Origin of the sequence: Pontibacter vulgaris, assembly GCF_022758145.1 — a bacterium.
In the GTDB taxonomy this organism is placed as follows: Bacteria; Bacteroidota; Bacteroidia; order Cytophagales; family Hymenobacteraceae; genus Pontibacter; species Pontibacter vulgaris.
The window spans coordinates 669,585-686,387 of record NZ_JAJVDH010000002.1 but is presented as its reverse complement, the minus strand read 5'-3'; the positions used below and the strand labels follow the sequence as shown (position 1 = coordinate 686,387).

General features: G+C 44.8%; 12 protein-coding genes and 1 pseudogene. 8 read left to right on the top strand and 5 right to left on the bottom strand.

Going from position 1 to position 16,803, the window contains the following annotated elements; all coding sequences use genetic code 11:
• Positions 1 to 125 precede the first annotated feature (125 nt).
• Positions 126 to 2,459 (top strand): LysM peptidoglycan-binding domain-containing protein, encoded by a 2,334-nt coding sequence (locus LWP20_RS04145; RefSeq protein WP_242926843.1) that lies wholly within the window; start codon positions 126 to 128, stop codon positions 2,457 to 2,459.
• Between the two features lie 108 nt (positions 2,460 to 2,567).
• Here the strand turns inward: LWP20_RS04145 and LWP20_RS04140 are convergent, their stop codons facing one another.
• Positions 2,568 to 3,980, bottom strand: coding sequence for an MFS transporter (locus LWP20_RS04140; protein WP_242926842.1), 1,413 nt, complete (start codon positions 3,978 to 3,980; stop codon positions 2,568 to 2,570).
• A 158-nt stretch (positions 3,981 to 4,138) separates the two neighbouring features.
• On the opposite strand from LWP20_RS04140, the gene dnaE reads away from it, so the two are divergent.
• Positions 4,139 to 7,762, top strand: a complete 3,624-nt coding sequence (gene dnaE, locus LWP20_RS04135) for a DNA polymerase III subunit alpha (RefSeq protein WP_242926841.1) — start codon at positions 4,139 to 4,141, stop codon at positions 7,760 to 7,762.
• 254 nt (positions 7,763 to 8,016) lie between these two features.
• Here the strand turns inward: dnaE and LWP20_RS04130 are convergent, their stop codons facing one another.
• Positions 8,017 to 8,574 (bottom strand): hypothetical protein, encoded by a 558-nt coding sequence (locus LWP20_RS04130; protein WP_242926840.1) that lies wholly within the window; start codon positions 8,572 to 8,574, stop codon positions 8,017 to 8,019.
• A 409-nt stretch (positions 8,575 to 8,983) separates the two neighbouring features.
• Here LWP20_RS04130 and trxA point away from each other — a divergent pair.
• Positions 8,984 to 9,313: pseudogene (gene trxA / locus LWP20_RS04125) on the top strand (thioredoxin); the annotation flags it as partial.
• Positions 9,314 to 9,386: 73 nt separating this feature from the next.
• On the opposite strand, the gene LWP20_RS04120 reads toward trxA, so the two are convergent.
• Positions 9,387 to 11,339: a sbcc family protein gene (locus LWP20_RS04120; protein WP_242926838.1), complete on the bottom strand. Its 1,953-nt coding sequence runs from the start codon at positions 11,337 to 11,339 to the stop codon at positions 9,387 to 9,389.
• A gap of 148 nt (positions 11,340 to 11,487) precedes the next feature.
• On the opposite strand from LWP20_RS04120, the gene LWP20_RS04115 reads away from it, so the two are divergent.
• The 4 genes from LWP20_RS04115 to LWP20_RS04100 all read left to right on the top strand — a co-directional run bounded on the left by LWP20_RS04115 (position 11,488) and on the right by LWP20_RS04100 (position 13,934).
• Positions 11,488 to 11,886, top strand: coding sequence for a DUF5329 family protein (locus LWP20_RS04115; RefSeq protein WP_242926837.1), 399 nt, complete (start codon positions 11,488 to 11,490; stop codon positions 11,884 to 11,886).
• Positions 11,887 to 11,953: 67 nt separating this feature from the next.
• Positions 11,954 to 12,319, top strand: coding sequence for a SpoIIAA family protein (locus tag LWP20_RS04110; protein WP_242926836.1), 366 nt, complete (start codon positions 11,954 to 11,956; stop codon positions 12,317 to 12,319).
• A gap of 204 nt (positions 12,320 to 12,523) precedes the next feature.
• Positions 12,524 to 12,922, top strand: a complete 399-nt coding sequence (locus LWP20_RS04105; protein WP_242926835.1) for an NUDIX hydrolase — start codon at positions 12,524 to 12,526, stop codon at positions 12,920 to 12,922.
• A gap of 295 nt (positions 12,923 to 13,217) precedes the next feature.
• A complete protein-coding gene (locus tag LWP20_RS04100; protein WP_242926834.1) occupies positions 13,218 to 13,934 on the top strand; it encodes an OmpA/MotB family protein in 717 nt (238 codons plus the stop codon).
• An 85-nt stretch (positions 13,935 to 14,019) separates the two neighbouring features.
• On the opposite strand, the gene LWP20_RS04095 is transcribed toward LWP20_RS04100, so the two are convergent.
• The gene (locus tag LWP20_RS04095) at positions 14,020 to 14,532 is read right to left on the bottom strand and encodes a DUF6141 family protein (protein ID WP_242926833.1); all 513 of its coding nucleotides are present in this window, start codon (positions 14,530 to 14,532) and stop codon (positions 14,020 to 14,022) included.
• Between the two features lie 240 nt (positions 14,533 to 14,772).
• On the bottom strand, positions 14,773 to 15,912 hold the full coding sequence (locus LWP20_RS04090) for a cystathionine gamma-synthase (protein WP_242926832.1): 1,140 nt from the start codon (positions 15,910 to 15,912) through the stop codon (positions 14,773 to 14,775).
• 159 nt (positions 15,913 to 16,071) lie between these two features.
• Between LWP20_RS04090 and LWP20_RS04085 the strand changes: the two genes are divergently transcribed.
• Positions 16,072 to 16,791, top strand: coding sequence for a TVP38/TMEM64 family protein (locus tag LWP20_RS04085; protein ID WP_242926831.1), 720 nt, complete (start codon positions 16,072 to 16,074; stop codon positions 16,789 to 16,791).
• The last annotated feature ends 12 nt before the right edge of the window (positions 16,792 to 16,803 follow it).

Here is a 16,803-nt window from a genome sequence, read left to right as displayed (position 1 = left end):
TTAATTTTGCAACAGCTATATTCAGCTCTGAACATATTATGCCAGAACTGATTAGTGGCCTTGCCTTAAAGCAAAAGTAGCATCCGAAATAACTTATTAGCCAAGTATAATTACCCTTTATATTTATGAGAAAATCTCTACCACTTCTCTTATTATTCCTTTTGCCTTTTTTAACGTTTGCGCAAAATGTAGTTGTTCCTAAAAACGTATACTTTGCAGGCATTCACCTGACTATTTCGGACTCAGGCCAGCAGGAGATTCAGAAAAAAGTAGACGCACTGCACCGTAACCAAACTTATTTTAAAATTAAAGTAGACCTGGCAGATACGTATTTCCCGCTCATCGAACGTGTTCTGACGGAGGAAGGCGTGCCGGACGATTTCAAATACCTATCGCTGCAGGAAAGCGGCCTGGTTCCGGATGCGGTATCTACATCTAATGCTGTTGGTTTCTGGCAGTTTAAGAAAGAGGCTGCTTCAGATTTCAACCTCCGCATTAATACCATGGTTGATGAGCGCCGCCATATTCTGGAAGCCACACGTGGGGCAGCAAAATACTTTAAGCGCAGCAACAACTATTACGACAACTGGCTGAACACACTACTTTCGTACCTGGAAGGCTATACCGGGGCAAAAGCTTATACCAAGCCATCGGATAAAGGAGCTAAAAAAATGGAAATCACGGATAAGACGCACCCTTACGTGCTCACTTTCCTGGCTCACAAAATAGCTTATGATAACTTTGTAGGTAAAATGACGCCTCCTGCCCTTGCCCTGCGCGAGCACCGCGCCGCGCCCGGCCAAAGCCTTGCCGATATAGCACTTGCCTCGCAAACCGACCCTGCAGAGCTGGCAAAGTATAACAAGTGGCTTTTAGGCAGCTCTATCCCTTCCGATAAAGATTATTATGTAATGATACCAGTGCGCAACAGCGATAATAGCGGCCTGCTGGCATCTAACCAAACTAAAACATCTCCTGCACCAGTTGGCTCAAAACAAGTAGTAGAGTCGGCTGCGATGGTGAAACGCAATGGCCTGAATGCGCTGGTGGCACGCTCCGGCGACACCAAAGATAAACTGGCGTTGCAGGCTGGCATCTCTACCCGCAAATTCTTAAAGAACAATGACCTCCATAATTTTGATAAAATAGAGCCCGGCCAGGTTTATTATATCGAAACAAAACATATTTCAGCAAACACAGAATACCACGTAGTGCAACCTGGCGAAACTATGCAAATGATTTCGCAGCACTATGGCATCAGGTTAAAGCACCTGGTATTTAAAAACCGAATGGCACGTAATGAGGTACCTGTGCCAGGCCGCCTGCTTTGGTTGCAGAAGCGCCGCCCTCATACTACACCAATAGAAATACGCGACCTGAAACAGGCTAAAACAGCTGCTGCAAGTACAAACAACACTACACCAGTTAGTAAGCAAACAGAGCAGGCCCCGCACGAAAGTGGATTTCAGCGATTCCTGAACAGTTTTAAACAGAAGAAGACGAAACAGCCTGCTACTGTTGCAAAAAAACCGGAGCCAGCTCCTGCAAAGCAACAAACTGTTACAGTTGCCGAACTGGAAGATGCTCTAAAAAAGCAGGAAGAAGAGGAAGTAATTACGCCTGCCGAGCCCGCTCAGAACAGCAACCTTATACTTTACCCGAATACTAAAAAAGTAACCCCGGTACAGCCTGAGGCGCCACAGCAGCAAGCGGAAGAAGAAACAGAATATCTGGGTTATGGCAATAACGAACCTGCAACTACAGCAGGCACACCAATTCATACTGGAGAAGAAATTAAAGAATTGCCGGCAAATGTAACAAGCGAAAAACCTAACCCGGTAAGTGCTGAAACCACAGGAAGTATAAACTCTGCAGTTAGATCAACCAGGCATGTTGTTAAGCAAGGCGAAACACTTTATAGTATTTCAAAAATGTATGCCGTAGCTGTAAGCGATATTACTACCTGGAATAACTTAGGCGACCAGCCGCTTAAAATGGGCCAGGAATTACTGATTGCGGAGCCTCAGTCTGCACCAGCTCTCAAACAGGAAACTTCAGTAGTTACAGAGCAAGACGCACCATTTGGCAGTCAGATGATCCATACAGTTGCAGCCGGCGAAACGCTTTACCAGATATCCAAGAAGTATAATGTAACGCTGGATGAACTGAAAAAGTGGAACAACCTACCTGATAACGCTATTAAATTAGGTCAGGAGCTCCGTGTAAAAGCCCCAGTTTCTGAAGATGAATCTCCAATTCTGGAAGAAACAACTCCTGTTAAAGCACCAGAAACATCTACAGCAAACAGTGCAACGGTTTACCATACTGTAGGTACCGGCGAAAGTATGTACCAGATATCACGCAAGTATGGCGTTACCATTAAAGACATTATGGATTGGAACAAGAAGTCAGACTTTAATGTGAAACCAGGCGAGAAACTGCTGATCAGGAAAAAGTAGGTTAGACACAAGATTCTAGACTTAAAAGGCCAGCACAAGTGCTGGCCTTTTTGTTTACAGTAATTTCAGTCTTGTATCTTATGTCTAATATCCCTGTGTCTTTTATTGCTACTTTTCCTCCGGCGGTGCAGTTAAGTTTGAGGCCGTTTGCAGGCCAGTAGCTATAGTTGGCACAATGCCCAGGCGCATGTAAATCGGTTGCACCATCTCCTGCAGGCGGCTCAGATTTAAGGCAAACGGAATGATACTGATAGCGCAAAGCAAACCGCAACCAGCCAAAGTATAACTCACCCCAATTATCTCGGCAACCGCACCGGCCAGCATACTTCCGATAGGCGCCATTCCCATAAATGCCGTTGCATACAAACTCATCACGCGGCCACGCTTGTCGTCTTCCACAATAGTTTGCAGCAGCGTATTGCACGAAGCCATCGTCACTATCATCCCGAAACCGGTAAACAACATCAGCAGCAGCGAGATAACCAACACTTTAGAGAAAGAGAAGGCGATCAGCGCAAAGCCAAAAAGCAGCATAGTAAACACAATCACTTTGCCCAGCCCAACCACTGACTTCCGTTGTGCCAGGAACAAGGCTCCGGCTAATGCTCCCACTCCCGAAGCTCCCATCAGGAAACCCAATGTATTAGCACCACCATGCAGAATATCACGGGCAAAAACCGGCAGCAGCACACTAAACGGCATCCCGAACAAGCTGATCAAACCCACGATAAGTATAAGCGCCTTTATCGGAGCGAAATTGTAACTATAGGCAAAACCTTCCTGCAACGACTGCCATACTTTGTGCTCTTTCTTCTCCCGTACAAATGGTTTTAGCGGCATCAGCAACAGCGAGGCAATGACAGCAATATAACTTACTGCATTGATCAGTATACAGATACCTTCGCCAACTGCCGCAATCAGCAAACCGGCAATGGATGGCCCGACGAGCCGCGCCATATTAAACATAGAGGAATTGAGTGCAATGGCATTGCTGAGGTCTTCGCGTTGGTCCACCATCTGTACCACAAAAGCCTGCCTAGTGGCAATATCAAACGCATTTATAGTTCCGAGCAGCGCGCTCAGCATAAGCACATGCCATATCTGGATAGAGTCTGTCAGCACCAGAGCAGCCAGTGTAGAGGCCTGTAACATAGAAAGCACCTGCGTTACGACCAGCACCTTCCTCCTGTCAAATTTATCGGCGATAACACCGGCAAACGGACCAAGTATGAATGAAGGAATCTGGCTGGAAAAAGTAACAGCGCCGAGTAGGAAAACCGAATCAGTCAGGCGATATACGAGCCAACTAAGTGCTATCTGCTGCATCCAGGTACCGATAAGAGAAATGCCCTGCCCTATAAAAAAGAGCCTGTAGTTGCGATAACGCAAGGCCCTGAACATTCCTCCTATTTTACTTTCGTTTTCCTGTGCCATACCTATACCTGCAGCTTCTCTCTTACGTGCAAGCTTGCCTGCTAAGTTATAGTTGATTGATAGAAAAGCTTGTACAAAACGGCACATTTCAAGTATAAATTTTGTTGCCCCATAAGCCGCTTTATAGTTTGGGCGGCCGCCCGATTTTGCGTAATTTTAACATCCCGAAATGATTCTCAAGTATAGATTTTCTCTTATACAGAAGTCATTCGTAATTCTTAACTCGTAATTCGTAATTCCCTCAAATGCCAGTTTTTTCGCATTTACACACCCATACACAGTACTCGCTGCTCGACGGCCAGGCCAGCATTAGCGCGCTTATGAAAAAAGCGCAGGCCGATGGTATGCCCGCCGTAGCCATGACCGACCACGGAAACATGTTTGCCGCCTTCAACTTCGTAAACGAGGCCAACAAGTATAACGTGAAACCGATCGTGGGCTGCGAGTTTTACCTGGTTACAGACCGCCACCTGAAAACCTTTACCAAAGAGCAGAAAGATGTGCGCCACCACCAGTTGCTGCTGGCAAAAGACCAGGAGGGTTATCAGAACCTGGCTAAGCTTTGCTCGCTGTCTTACATTGAGGGTGTGTACAGCAAGTGGCCGCGTATTGATAAAGAACTGCTTTTAAAGTATAGCAAAGGACTTATTGCTACAAGCTGCTGTATTGGTGCCGAGGTACCACAGGCTATACTTTGGAAAAGCGAAGAAGAAGCAGAAGAGATATTTAAGTGGTGGCTCGACGTTTTCGGCGAAGATTATTACATCGAGATACAGCGCCACGGCCTGCAGAACATAGATGGCACCGGCAAAAGCCAGGAAGATATAAACCAGGTGCTGCTGAAGTGGGCCAAGAAGTATAATGTGAAGGTGATCTGCACCAACGATTCGCATTACGTGGACCAGGACGACTGGAACGCGCACGACATTCTGCTGTGCGTGAATACTGGCGAGGACCAATCTACCCCGGTTGGCGATTTTCAGACGCGTTATTACCGTTTCCTGACAGATGACCAGAAGGTGATTTACGATACCGTAGATAACGTTCGTAACAAGTATAGCAGCAGTGCCAATATCCGCCAGATGTTGCAGCGCATTGATGAGGCTGGCCCAAAAACTCGTTTCGGTTTCCCGAACGACCAGTTCTATTTCAAGACGCAGGCCGAGATGAACCAGTTGTTCAAGGACGTGCCGGAAGCTGTAGATAATACCAACGAGATTGTAGACAAGATAACGCCACCCGTGCTGAAGCGCGATATCCTGCTGCCCAACTTCCCTATTCCGCCGCAGCACGCTGATGCTGACGATTTTCTGCGCCACCTGACTTATGAGGGAGCTGCAAAAAGATATTCTGAGATTACACCAGAGATAACTGAGCGCCTCGATTTTGAACTGCACGTTGTCAAGACCATGGGTTTTGCTGGTTACTTCCTTATCGTGCAGGACTTTATTAACAAAGGTCGCGACATGGGCGTGTTTGTAGGCCCTGGTCGTGGTTCGGCGGCGGGTTCGGCTGTAGCGTACTGTATCGGTATCACTAACATCGACCCGATAAAGTATAACCTGCTGTTCGAGCGATTCCTGAACCCGGAGCGTGTATCCATGCCCGATATTGATATTGACTTTGACGACGTGAACCGCCAGCGCGTGATCGATTACGTGGTGGATAAGTATGGCAAAACGCAGGTAGCCCAGATCATTACCTTCGGTACGATGGCGGCTAAATCATCGATCAAAGACGTAGCCCGCGCTACTTCCCTGCCGCTTGCCGAGGCAAACGAACTGGCGAAAATGGTACCGGAAACACCTGGCACCACGCTGGCGAAAGCCTTTATGGAGAACCTGGAGCTGGCTGCCATCCGTGAGGGTAGCGACGCTCGTGCTGCCGTACTAAAGCTGGCCGAAAAGCTGGAAGGTTCTGTTCGAAACACCGGTATACACGCGGCAGGTGTTATCATCGCCCCGGACGATATTACCAACTACATCCCGGTTTCTACTTCTAAAGATGCCGACCTGCTGGTAACGCAGTTTGATGGTAAAGTGATCGAGAGTGCTGGCATGCTGAAAATGGACTTTCTGGGCTTAAAAACCCTAACCATCATTAAAGATGCCATGGAGCTCATCAAGAAAAACCATGGCGTTGAGATTGACATAGATAACATCCCGATTGACGACGAAAAGACCTACCAGCTTTACCAGCGCGGTGATACCATTGGTACGTTCCAGTTCGAGTCGGAAGGTATGCGCATGTACTTAAAAGACCTGCAGCCTACCAACATTGAAGACCTAATTGCCATGAACGCCCTTTACCGTCCGGGCCCGATGCAGTTCATCCCGAACTTCATTAACCGTAAGCATGGTAAAGAGGAAGTAGAATACCCGCACGAGCTGTTGGAGCCGATCCTGAACTACTCCTACGGGATCATGGTATACCAGGAGCAGATCATGCAGACGGCCCAGATTCTGGCCGGTTACTCACTGGGTGGTGCCGACTTGCTGCGCCGCGCTATGGGTAAGAAGGACATGAAAAAGATGGCCGAGGAGCGTGAGAAGTTCATCAAAGGAGCCGCCGAGATCAACAACATTCCGGCGAAAAAAGCTTCGGAGGTGTTCGATGTGATGGAGAAATTCGCTCAGTACGGCTTTAACCGCTCGCACTCTGCTGCTTACTCTGTAGTTGCGTACCAGACCGGGTACCTAAAGGCCCACTACCCTGCCGAGTACATGGCAGCGGTGCTTACCAACAACATGAACGACATCAAGAAGGTGACGTTCTTTATCGAGGAAGCCCGCAAGCAGGGTGTACCGGTATTAGGTCCGGACGTGAACGAATCGTTGCTTAAGTTCAACGTGAACGAGCAGGGCCACATTCGTTTTGGTCTGGCTGCGATAAAAGGAACAGGTGAGGCTGCGGTAGATGCCATCATATCGGAAAGAGAAAAGAACGGCATGTACCAGGATATTTTTGACTTCTCGAAGCGTGTGAACCTGCGTGCCGTGAACAAGAAGACCTTTGAAAGCATGGCCTTGGCCGGTGCTTTCGATTCGTTTGGCTTGTACCACCGTGCCCAGTTAATGGATATACCGGAAGGTGAAAACATCAGCTTACTGGAAAAAGCGGTTCGTTACGGCAACAACTACCAGGCAGAACTACAGGCGGCGCAACAGTCGTTGTTTGGAGGTAGTGCTGCCGTAGCCGCCCCTATGCCGAAGATACCAGAAGTACAACCATGGACCCAGGCTGAAATGCTGCGTCGCGAGAAAGAAGTAGTAGGTTTCTACATTTCTGGTCATCCGTTGGATCAGTTTAAGCTGGAAATTGATTCTTACTGTACTTCGGCCTTAGCTGATATTGCAAACCATAAGAACAAAGACATCAACGTGGCGGGTATGGTATCGGAGGTAGTAATCCGTACGGCTAAGAATGGTAACCCGTTTGCGCTGTTCTCTATCGAAGATTATGATTCTACAATGCAGATGGCGCTGTTCGGGGAAGATTACGTGAAGTTCTCGCCTTACCTGAAGACCGGTTTATACTTGTTCATCCGAGGTAAAGTACAGCTGCGTTATAAGACCGAAGACCAGTGGGAGTTGAAGCCTGTTAACATCCAGCTCCTGGGCGATGTGATGGATAAGATGGCGCAAGGCGTTCAGGTTAATATCAACCTGCAGCACTTCACACCAAATGTCGCCGAAGCCTTGGAAGAAGCTATAGTTGCCAGTGCCGGCCAGAAACGCCTGGAGATAACGTTGCATGTGCCGGATGAAAAACTGGCCCTGCCAACATATTCAAGAAAGTATAGAGTAGATCCGAAGTTGTTTCTAAACTCAATAAAAGATTTGGGACTGGGTGAGTGTAAGCTGTTGTAGTTGATTTGGAGATTCGGAAATGAGGAGATGAATCTGCTCTTTACTTAAAGTATAAAAGGTGTGCTGCTTAGGTAGCGTACCTTTTTTGCTCTTTCGGACTTCCTAGTCCGAAAGCTTTCTGGTGGGGATTCCCTAATCCCCTTCTTCCTGTTAACGCGGATTAGGAAATCCGCTTCAGTTCTGGTAATATGTTATAAAAAAAGCGAGTGGCTTGTCTCTAGCACAACCCATTCGCTTTTTTCTTAACATATAATTTAAAACAAATCTTCTTTTATTGGATTACCTCCATAGAGTTTACAAAGATGAAGAAAAGCTTTTTTTAATAATTTTAATTCGGCTTCGTTTAATTTTAATGGAATTTCTATAGTATCTCTCCTATCATAAGTGTTCCCACCTCCAAACACTTTGTGTTTTGTCACACTTAAGTAACTTTCATTAATACTAATGATTAAGGAGTTTAACTTCTCTCCAGTCTTAGGATGTATTTGTGAACTTAGTGTTACAGAATTTATTCCTTTAACATCAAAAGAATACATTACAGCAAAGATTTGCTTGCCTAAATCCTCTACAATTTGATTATTACTTAAAATCCTTTCCTTTTCATCTTCTTCCAATATCTTTCCTGTCAGTTGTTTCGATTGATCAATTGTTAACTTATCTAGGAATACTGCTTCCATTACTTGGGAGTCCCAAGGGTTAACTATGATTTTATCAATTATATAAGCCTTGGTTTGGCTTATTGTTTGTGCATAACTGGCAGTTGCTGTTAATACAAAAAATAATAGTAAAAAGGAATAAAATTTACTCTTCATACAGAATGATTAATATTTATGCAATATCTATTTTAGCAATATAGTAATTAATAGATTCTATACTAAAGTATCAAGTTGCATTATAAATATTCACCTGAAAAGCAGTTATAAATTTGATTATATATCAATCCAAGTAAATCTCTTTTGCACCGATATTAAATTTTCCTGCTAATGGTAGCACTCCTTTTTACTCACGTCCCTATCTCATGAAACTAAATCCCACAACATTTGTTTATACAAATAAATATACCTTCCGCTGCGAAGGACGTATGTATAAGTTCTAAATTTGCAGCAAAGACTGTTTGTAAACAGGACAGCTTGTCAGGCATGTGCAGTTTGGGCTTAAATTTGACAAGCTATAAAATGTTACTATATTTAAAACACAGAATTTAACCAACAAAACGCTAAAGTTATGGCTAACAAAGCAATAGAAATTACAGACGCAAACTTTGATGAGATCATCAATTCAGATAAACCAGTGCTGGTAGACTTTTGGGCAGAGTGGTGCGGCCCTTGCCGCATGGTAGGCCCGATCGTGGAAGAGCTGGCCGGCGAGTACGAAGGCAAAGCCGTTATCGGTAAAGTAGACGTTGACGCTAACCCACAAACTTCTGCTAAGTTCGGTATCCGCAGCATTCCGACACTTCTAGTTTTCAAGAATGGCCAAGTAGTAGACAAACAAGTTGGTGCAGTTCCGAAAAACGCGCTTGCTTCTAAACTTGATGCTCAGTTAGCGTAAGCTAAAGTATATATAGAAAGAGGCCTCTTCTGCTGATGCGGAAGAGGCCTCTTTTTTGTACCCACAAAGCAAGTTATTCGCCTGCACTTTTAATGGGCGCCCCACCTGGCTCAGGGCAATTACAGAGGCTTTTATCTAATGTTACAATTGTCTGGAAATTGGTTTCTACTTCCTGTATCTGATGCTGCAGGCGGGCATTATACTCCTGTACCTTCTGTAGCTTGGGATCGGCAATCTCAATCTTATTCAATTGGTCTAATGTCTTTATATTACTAGCGAATTCCTTATTCTTTTCGTGCATGCGGCTCATGTAAGCATCCAGCCCCTCGTTAGTAGAGGCCACTGTTTTCAGGTTACTTTCGATGCAAAGCTGCTCTTTCAAATACTTTAACACGGTTTGCTCTGCAGCCAGGTTCAACTCTTCTTTCTTCTTAAGTGCCTGTTTAAGTTTAAAAACCTCGTAGCGCTTGTTATACTCTGTTACGGCATCGCGTACTTTATCGCGGCAAGTAAGGCATTTGCTGGCTGCAGCTTTTTCCTGCACACTGTTGCGCTGGGCTATAGTTTCATCGTTAGCTGCAACTTCATTCAGTTTCTGTATATCCTGGGCAAAAACTTCGGCATACTGCTGGTCTTCCAGCTTTTTAATCAAGCGCATAATTGCTTCGCCCTCTACCGATGCTGACAAAAATTCTGATTTTGGCAATTCTATGGCATAAAGCTTTGCCAGTGCCGCCTCCCGTTGTGTAGGGGTGCTGCCCGCTTTCTGGTCGTTTTCTAATTCGCGTAACGTATTTACCAACACTTTTCCGCTCTTAAGGTTATGGTCGGCTTCCAGGTATAAATCTGCATTGGAAAGTATAGCCTGGTACTCCTCCCTGAATACATTCTGATATGTGCTGTTCTTAGCAAATTCTTTCTCACGGGCATCCATCGTACCTTTCAGGCGTTTATACTCCTGCACTATGCCGAACAGGTTTTTGGCATTTATTTCAGGGCTGTTGTTGCGGTAATTCAGGCGATAGGTGTTCAGGTTCTGCTTCATCTCGGCAAAAACGCGCAGGTACTCTACAAATAACTTTTCGTGGCGATAAGTCTCATCGTTAACCAGGCCGGCGTTATGCGCATTTTCAATTTTCTGCTTGCGCTTTTCTATCAGATCCAGTGTAACTTCATCGCCTGTCAACACATCCATCTTGTAAAGCGATTTATAGTTGGCCACCACCATATAGGGATAATCCTTATAACCGATCATCTCTTCCAGCTGCCTCCGATCCAGTTTATTCGGGTTTTTAGAAAGATAATCGGCAAGCTTAACAGATTTGATGTTTACCGTTTTAACCTCGCCCGGCACAAACACATAAACCTTTACTGAATGCAGGCGCGTGTCGAAATCCTGGCCTTCATACAGCCTGATAGTGGAGTTAAATTTATACTCTTTGCGCTTGGTGCGTGAGCTTAGCAGGTTACCAAACTCCCCTACTAAAGATAATACTGCCCCGGTTGGTGTAGCCATTTTAGAAATATTAACCAACTGGCTGGCCACTAGCCCAAAAATCTGCTCTGTATCGTCGTTTGTTATGGCTTTGGCCTGTATGCTGGCATCTATACCTAACCCGGCAGAAGAAATCGGTAATTTATCTATAATGCGCACTACCTCTTGGTGGTCGCTTACCTGTGTGGTATAAGTCTTTTTATCTGTGCCGACAGAGAAATTATAAAGCGGGTATACAATTTCGTCGTTACCGAAGAGCTTCAGGTTTTTAAGCTGTGCTGTTATAAAAAGGTATTCCAGTTCATTTCTGTAACGCTTTTTTTCTTTACGTGGCCCTTTCTCCAGCTCATTTAGTACACGCGTAAATTTGGTACCATTAAACAGGTATAAATCTGTAGAAAGATATTGCCACTCGTCCGAAAACTCATATTTATCGTTGTAACTATAACCAAGGCGGGTTTCAATATTTTCCTGTGCTACAGCCTGCTGGCACAACAGCAACAGTATGAATGCGTAAAGTATTTTTCTCATGCACTATGGGGAGTTTTTTCAGCTTTAGGAGCAAAACAAGTACAGGCGGTTAAAATACCTGAACGTTGTAGATTGATTATAAGTATGTTATTATGCAAATATACACGCTGTATTTCTAGTTCAAAATATATCAAAAGAATAGCTTACCATGTTTAAGAAAGCAATGTTAGGGCTGGCTGTTACTGCCTGCCTGTTAGTAGCGCAGGCTGCTCATTCACAAACAAATAAAGATTCAACTGCTGCCACCAGCACAACAACTATATCAGAAGAGGAGAAGATAGACCGCCTGATTGCATTTGTTAAAAATATGAAAAACTGCAAGCTGGTACGAAATGGTTCAGAGCATATTCCGGCTGAGGCGGCCGAGCACTTGCAGATGAAGCGTAAAAATCATGGTTCCAAAATAAAAACGGCAGAAGATTTTATAAAATACCTGGCAACAAAATCGTCTATGACGGGTGAATATTATATTATCAGGCAGGATGATGGCCAGGAAATGAAACTACAGGAAGTGCTTACACGCGAATTGCAACGTATAGAGCGTTAGATAGCTGAACCACTATACTTGCTACTATAGAAATACCGGTTCAACCACATGCTTAAACTATAAACTTATGTTGCAGTTGTTAGAAGAATCGAAAGGAGACCTGGTTGCTTTTCAGCTTACTGGCCAGGTAGATAAACGTGACTATGATGTAATGCTGCCGCTGCTGGAAGAAAAGATAAAACAGTATGGCAAGATCAACATATACGCCGAAGTGCAGGGCGTTGAGGACATATCGTTGCAGGCACTCTGGGATGATATAAAATTTGATTTCAGGCATGCCGGCGACTTTAAAAAAGCGGCCATTGTGGGCGACAAAAAGTGGCTGGACTGGCTCACCGTTATGGCTACCCCGTTTACCACCGCCAAAGTAAAATACTTTGAGCCCATACAAAGAACAACCGCTTTGGAATGGATTCAGGAGGAAGAAGAATAACCTGCTAAAGTATAAAAGCTGCTACTTTATACATACTGACGAAGCGCCTGCTAAAGTATAGCTGGCGCTTTTGGTTTTATACTTCATGCCACCGCTTCTGGCGCTCATTTATACCTGCTGCTATTCAGAGTATATTTTATGCTGCTATAACCCTCCCTCTTTGCCGCCATTTGCAAACTATACTTGCCGCACTAACTTTGCCTCATGAAGCTGATTGATAAACTAGCCTGGATAGAGATCCAAAGCAGGAAAGTACTGAGCACCCGCAGCCAAGGCAAAGATGTTTACTACATACCCGGTGGCAAACGAGAAACAGGCGAAACAGACCATCAAGCCCTGATCAGGGAAATACAGGAAGAATTAACGATAACCCTCCGAGCAGATTCACTAAAATACCTGGGCACGTTTCAGGCGCAGGCACACGGGCATGCAACAGGCATTGAGGTAAAGATGACCTGCTACACCGGTTTATTTGAAGGTACAATTACTGCCAGCTCCGAGATAGAAGAAGTAGTCTGGCTTACCTATGCAGATCGCTTCAAGTCTTCGCAAACTGATGTACTGATCTTTGACTGGCTGAAAGAACAAGACCTGATTGATTAGGTAATGTATACTTCAACAGACAGTTTTACCTATACATTATAGCTTATAATCGGTAATTATGCTGGGTTTATACTTGCCTGCAATAAAGTATAAACAACTTATACTTATGCCTTTAGTGCCTCCACTGAAACATATATAGTATTTATATAATATTTCAAACAAAGTTGCGTTTTATAACCAACTTGAAAGTATTAAAGCCAGATTAACGTCTTTTTTAATAGTTTGGAACCCGATCTTTTACCATATTTGCAACCATAGTTTTTCACTTTTATTAACAACATAACAAGTAAAACACATGAAATTTAATTTCTTCAAAGCATCGTTTTCTCTGTTGCTGTGCGTCAGCCTGATGTCTTCTTGTGTATCATCTAAGAAGTATGATGACCTGAAAGCAAGCAAAGCAGCCCTGGAAGCAGAGCAGGCGGCTAACCGCCAAAAAGTAGACGAATTATCTGCCAGCCTGAAAGAGCGCGAGCAGAAACTTGCCGAAATGGAGCGTGCTATGAACGAGCAGCAGAAGGCATTAGATAATTTGAAAAATGATTTAAATGCATCATTGCAGGGCTTTAACCAGGGCGATCTTAGCGTTGATATCAGAGATGGCAAAGTATATGTTTCTATGTCTGATAAATTATTATTTGCAACTGGTAGCACTAAAGTAAACGCTGGTGGCCAGAAAGCGCTTGACCAACTGGTAAGCGTATTAAAGAAAAACCAGGAAGTTGGTGTAATGGTAGAAGGCCATACAGATGATGTTGAAGTTCTTCCAGGCACTAAGAAAATTGCTGACAACTGGGATCTGAGCGTGTTACGTGCAACTGAGATCACACGTCTGTTAACGCAGAAAGGCTTATCTCCTGACAGAGTAACTCCTGCAGGCCGCGCTTACTATCAGCCAGCTGATACAGGACGTACAGCTACTGCCAAATCAAAGAACCGTCGTACCGAGATCATCTTAACTCCGGACTTAACTGAAGTTTACAAGATCATCGGTATCCAGGCTAAAAAATAGTCCAGGCAAATTATAAACATAAAAGCCGCTGCTCTTAACCCGGGCAGCGGCTTTTTTATGACTGATGATTTACAAATTGGAGCCACTAAACATCCGTTCGCTTTATTTCCTTCGCTTTCCGGATAGCCTCCAAAAGTTGTTGCGGGCGTTGCGAGCCAATTAGCAAAGGCTTTTTGTTGTAAAAGTATAATTGCACACCCTTGTTGCCTGATGTGTTATAAGCTTTTCCGTTAAACGACCAGCGTATGCCCCAGCCACCGTAATCTAGTATAGGGTTATAGGTAACAGATTCGTAATTGCGGAGCTCGTGCAGCGGAATTTTCATAGCTTTCAGGTGGAAAGGCGAAAACTGTACAGTAAGCAGCCCCGGGTATACTTTGGTAGTTAACTTCATACTATAAAAAAACAGCGGCAGCCCTACCCCCAATAGCCCAGCCATAACAGCTAATTGTATTGCAGAAGCCGACCTGCTGCCAAGATCGCCACCAAGTATAACTTTGTAGATAAAGCCCGCCCAAGACATAGCTGCTACGCCAAGTATAACTACCCAAAGCCATACTTGCTTAAACCGTTGTTGCTCCCGGAAAAGGACTTTCATAGTTTAGGAGTTAGAGAGTTAGTTAATTTAAGGAATTTAGAGCTATAATAGCTACTGCTCGTCACTTTATACTCATGCTGCGAGTAGCTTCGCTTGCAGCATTATTGAATTAATTTCTAATCCTGTCCATCCTAAAATTTTATAAACCCTGATTCAGACAAACAAAAAAGGCCGCCAACTATTAAGCTGGCGGCCTTTCTGACTCAACACAGAAGTCTTAAATCTTGTGTCTAGAAATAACTATCCAATAGCTTGTTCTAAATCCGAGATCAGGTCTTCAGCATCTTCCACTCCTACGCTCAGGCGGATAAGTGAATCGCTCAGGCCGGCTTTCATACGCTCTTCGCGCGGAATGCTGGCATGCGTCATAGAGGCCGGGTGTCCGCAAAGTGACTCTACCCCACCCAACGATTCTGCCAGCGCAAAGTAATGGAAGCGCTCCAGCGTGCGGGTAGCATCTTCTATCTTATCGCCTTTCAGCACAAACGAGATCATACCACCGAAATCATTCATCTGTTCTTTAGCAACATTGTGGTTGTTGTGGTCTTCAAAACCTGGCCAGTATACTTTGTCTACTTTCGGGTGATTGCGCAGGTACTCGGCAATTTTGCGGCCGTTCTGGCAATGGCGCTCCATGCGCAAGTGCAATGTTTTTAAACCACGCAGCACCAAAAAGCAGTCTTGTGGGCCGGGTGTGCCACCGCACGCATTCTGAATAAAAGCCAGTCGCTCGGCCAGGGCATCGTCTTTAACTATAAGCGCTCCCATTACCACATCAGAGTGGCCACCCATGTACTTGGTAAGCGAGTGCATTACAATGTCAGCACCCAGATCAAGCGGAGTCTGCAGGTATGGCGTAGCAAAAGTATTATCGGCAACAAGTATAAGGTTATGCTTTTTAGCGATGGCTGCGCAGCCTTTAATATCGATAATGTTCAGCAGTGGGTTGGTTGGCGTTTCTACCCAGATCATTTTGGTGTTCTCGTTTACCAGCTCCTCTACCTTGCTCAGGTCGGCCATGTTGGTAAAGTGAAACTTGATGCCATAGTTCTGGAAGATCTTGGTGAAGATGCGGTAGCTGCCACCATACAAATCGTTTGTCGAAATCACTTCGTCGCCGGGAGCCAGCAATTTTATAGCAGCATCAATAGCGGCCATACCTGATGAAAAGCACAAACCATGTTTGCCATTCTCCAGGGCAGCCAGTGCGTTTTGCAGCTGTGTGCGGGTTGGGTTATGCGTACGCGAATACTCATAGCCTTTATGGTCGCCGGGAGATTTTTGCACGTAAGTAGAGGTCTGGTAAATTGGCGTCATGATGGCGCCTGTTGTTGGGTCTGGCTCTACGCCAGCATGTATAGCTTTTGTTCCGAATTTCATGTAGTCTATCGTTTAAGTATAAACAGTATGCTGCAAGTTAGTAAATTTACTTTTCAGGATTAAACATACTTGCCATGCCTGTTACGAGTATAGGAGGTAAAGTAACTAAGTAAATATTTAAAAGTCGGCACCCTATTATTCGTGCCTTTATACTATAAAATGAAGCAATTTCAACTGCTGCAGGGCTTTATACGTCAGAATGCCTCTACGTTTGTATCGATGGTGTTGCTGGTGGCCGTGCCGGTGGTAGTAAGTTCTACGCTGGCTTACTACCTGTACCAATACCAGGGTCTGCTGCAAAACCTGGAGCTGTGGCAAATGCTGCTATACTTTGTGGCAGTATCGTTTACGATGGCTCTGGCCCTTACTCCTACTACCTTTGTGGCATTAGTTAGCGGCTTTTACATGGGCTGGCCAGGTTTTCCGGGTGTAGTAGTATCTTATGGCATTGCGGCGCTTGTTGGCTATAGTATAGCCCAACTGATCGATCATGGCAAGATGATGAGTTTCCTGAACCGCTTTGAAAAAGCCCGAAACCTGATGCAGGAACTGCGCGAGCAAAGCTGGAGTCTTATTTTTCTTACCCGTATTTCGCCGGTGCTGCCTTTTGCTCTCATGAACTTTGTGCTGTCGTTGTTGCAGGTGCAACGCAATAAATTCTTTGTGGCAAGTATAGTGGGTATGCTTCCGCGTACACTTTTCTTTTTTTGGATAGGCACGCAGGCAAATGATATCATAAATTTATTGCAGAACCCTGACACCGGCACAAGCGGTAAACTTCTTATGATCGGCCTGATAATCATTTCGATAGGTGGTTTATACTTTGTGTTTGACCGTGCCCTGAAGAAAGCTTTGAAAAAAGCGAGCGCTAAAAATTAAAAAAATGTGTGT

Excerpts from the sequence above, each read along its gene's own strand:
- LWP20_RS04100 (WP_242926834.1), top strand. The coding sequence starts at position 13,218 with ATGAAATTTAATTTCTTCAAAGCATCGTTTTCTCTGTTGCTGTGCGTC.
- dnaE (WP_242926841.1), top strand. The coding sequence starts at position 4,139 with ATGCCAGTTTTTTCGCATTTACACACCCATACACAGTACTCGCTGCTC.
- LWP20_RS04120 (WP_242926838.1), bottom strand. The coding sequence starts at position 11,339 with ATGAGAAAAATACTTTACGCATTCATACTGTTGCTGTTGTGCCAGCAG.
- LWP20_RS04145 (WP_242926843.1), top strand. The coding sequence starts at position 126 with ATGAGAAAATCTCTACCACTTCTCTTATTATTCCTTTTGCCTTTTTTA.
- LWP20_RS04140 (WP_242926842.1), bottom strand. The coding sequence starts at position 3,980 with ATGTGCCGTTTTGTACAAGCTTTTCTATCAATCAACTATAACTTAGCA.
- LWP20_RS04090 (WP_242926832.1), bottom strand. The coding sequence starts at position 15,912 with ATGAAATTCGGAACAAAAGCTATACATGCTGGCGTAGAGCCAGACCCA.
- LWP20_RS04105 (WP_242926835.1), top strand. The coding sequence starts at position 12,524 with ATGAAGCTGATTGATAAACTAGCCTGGATAGAGATCCAAAGCAGGAAA.
- LWP20_RS04115 (WP_242926837.1), top strand. The coding sequence starts at position 11,488 with ATGTTTAAGAAAGCAATGTTAGGGCTGGCTGTTACTGCCTGCCTGTTA.
- LWP20_RS04085 (WP_242926831.1), top strand. The coding sequence starts at position 16,072 with ATGAAGCAATTTCAACTGCTGCAGGGCTTTATACGTCAGAATGCCTCT.
- LWP20_RS04130 (WP_242926840.1), bottom strand. The coding sequence starts at position 8,574 with ATGAAGAGTAAATTTTATTCCTTTTTACTATTATTTTTTGTATTAACA.
- LWP20_RS04110 (WP_242926836.1), top strand. The coding sequence starts at position 11,954 with ATGTTGCAGTTGTTAGAAGAATCGAAAGGAGACCTGGTTGCTTTTCAG.
- LWP20_RS04095 (WP_242926833.1), bottom strand. The coding sequence starts at position 14,532 with ATGAAAGTCCTTTTCCGGGAGCAACAACGGTTTAAGCAAGTATGGCTT.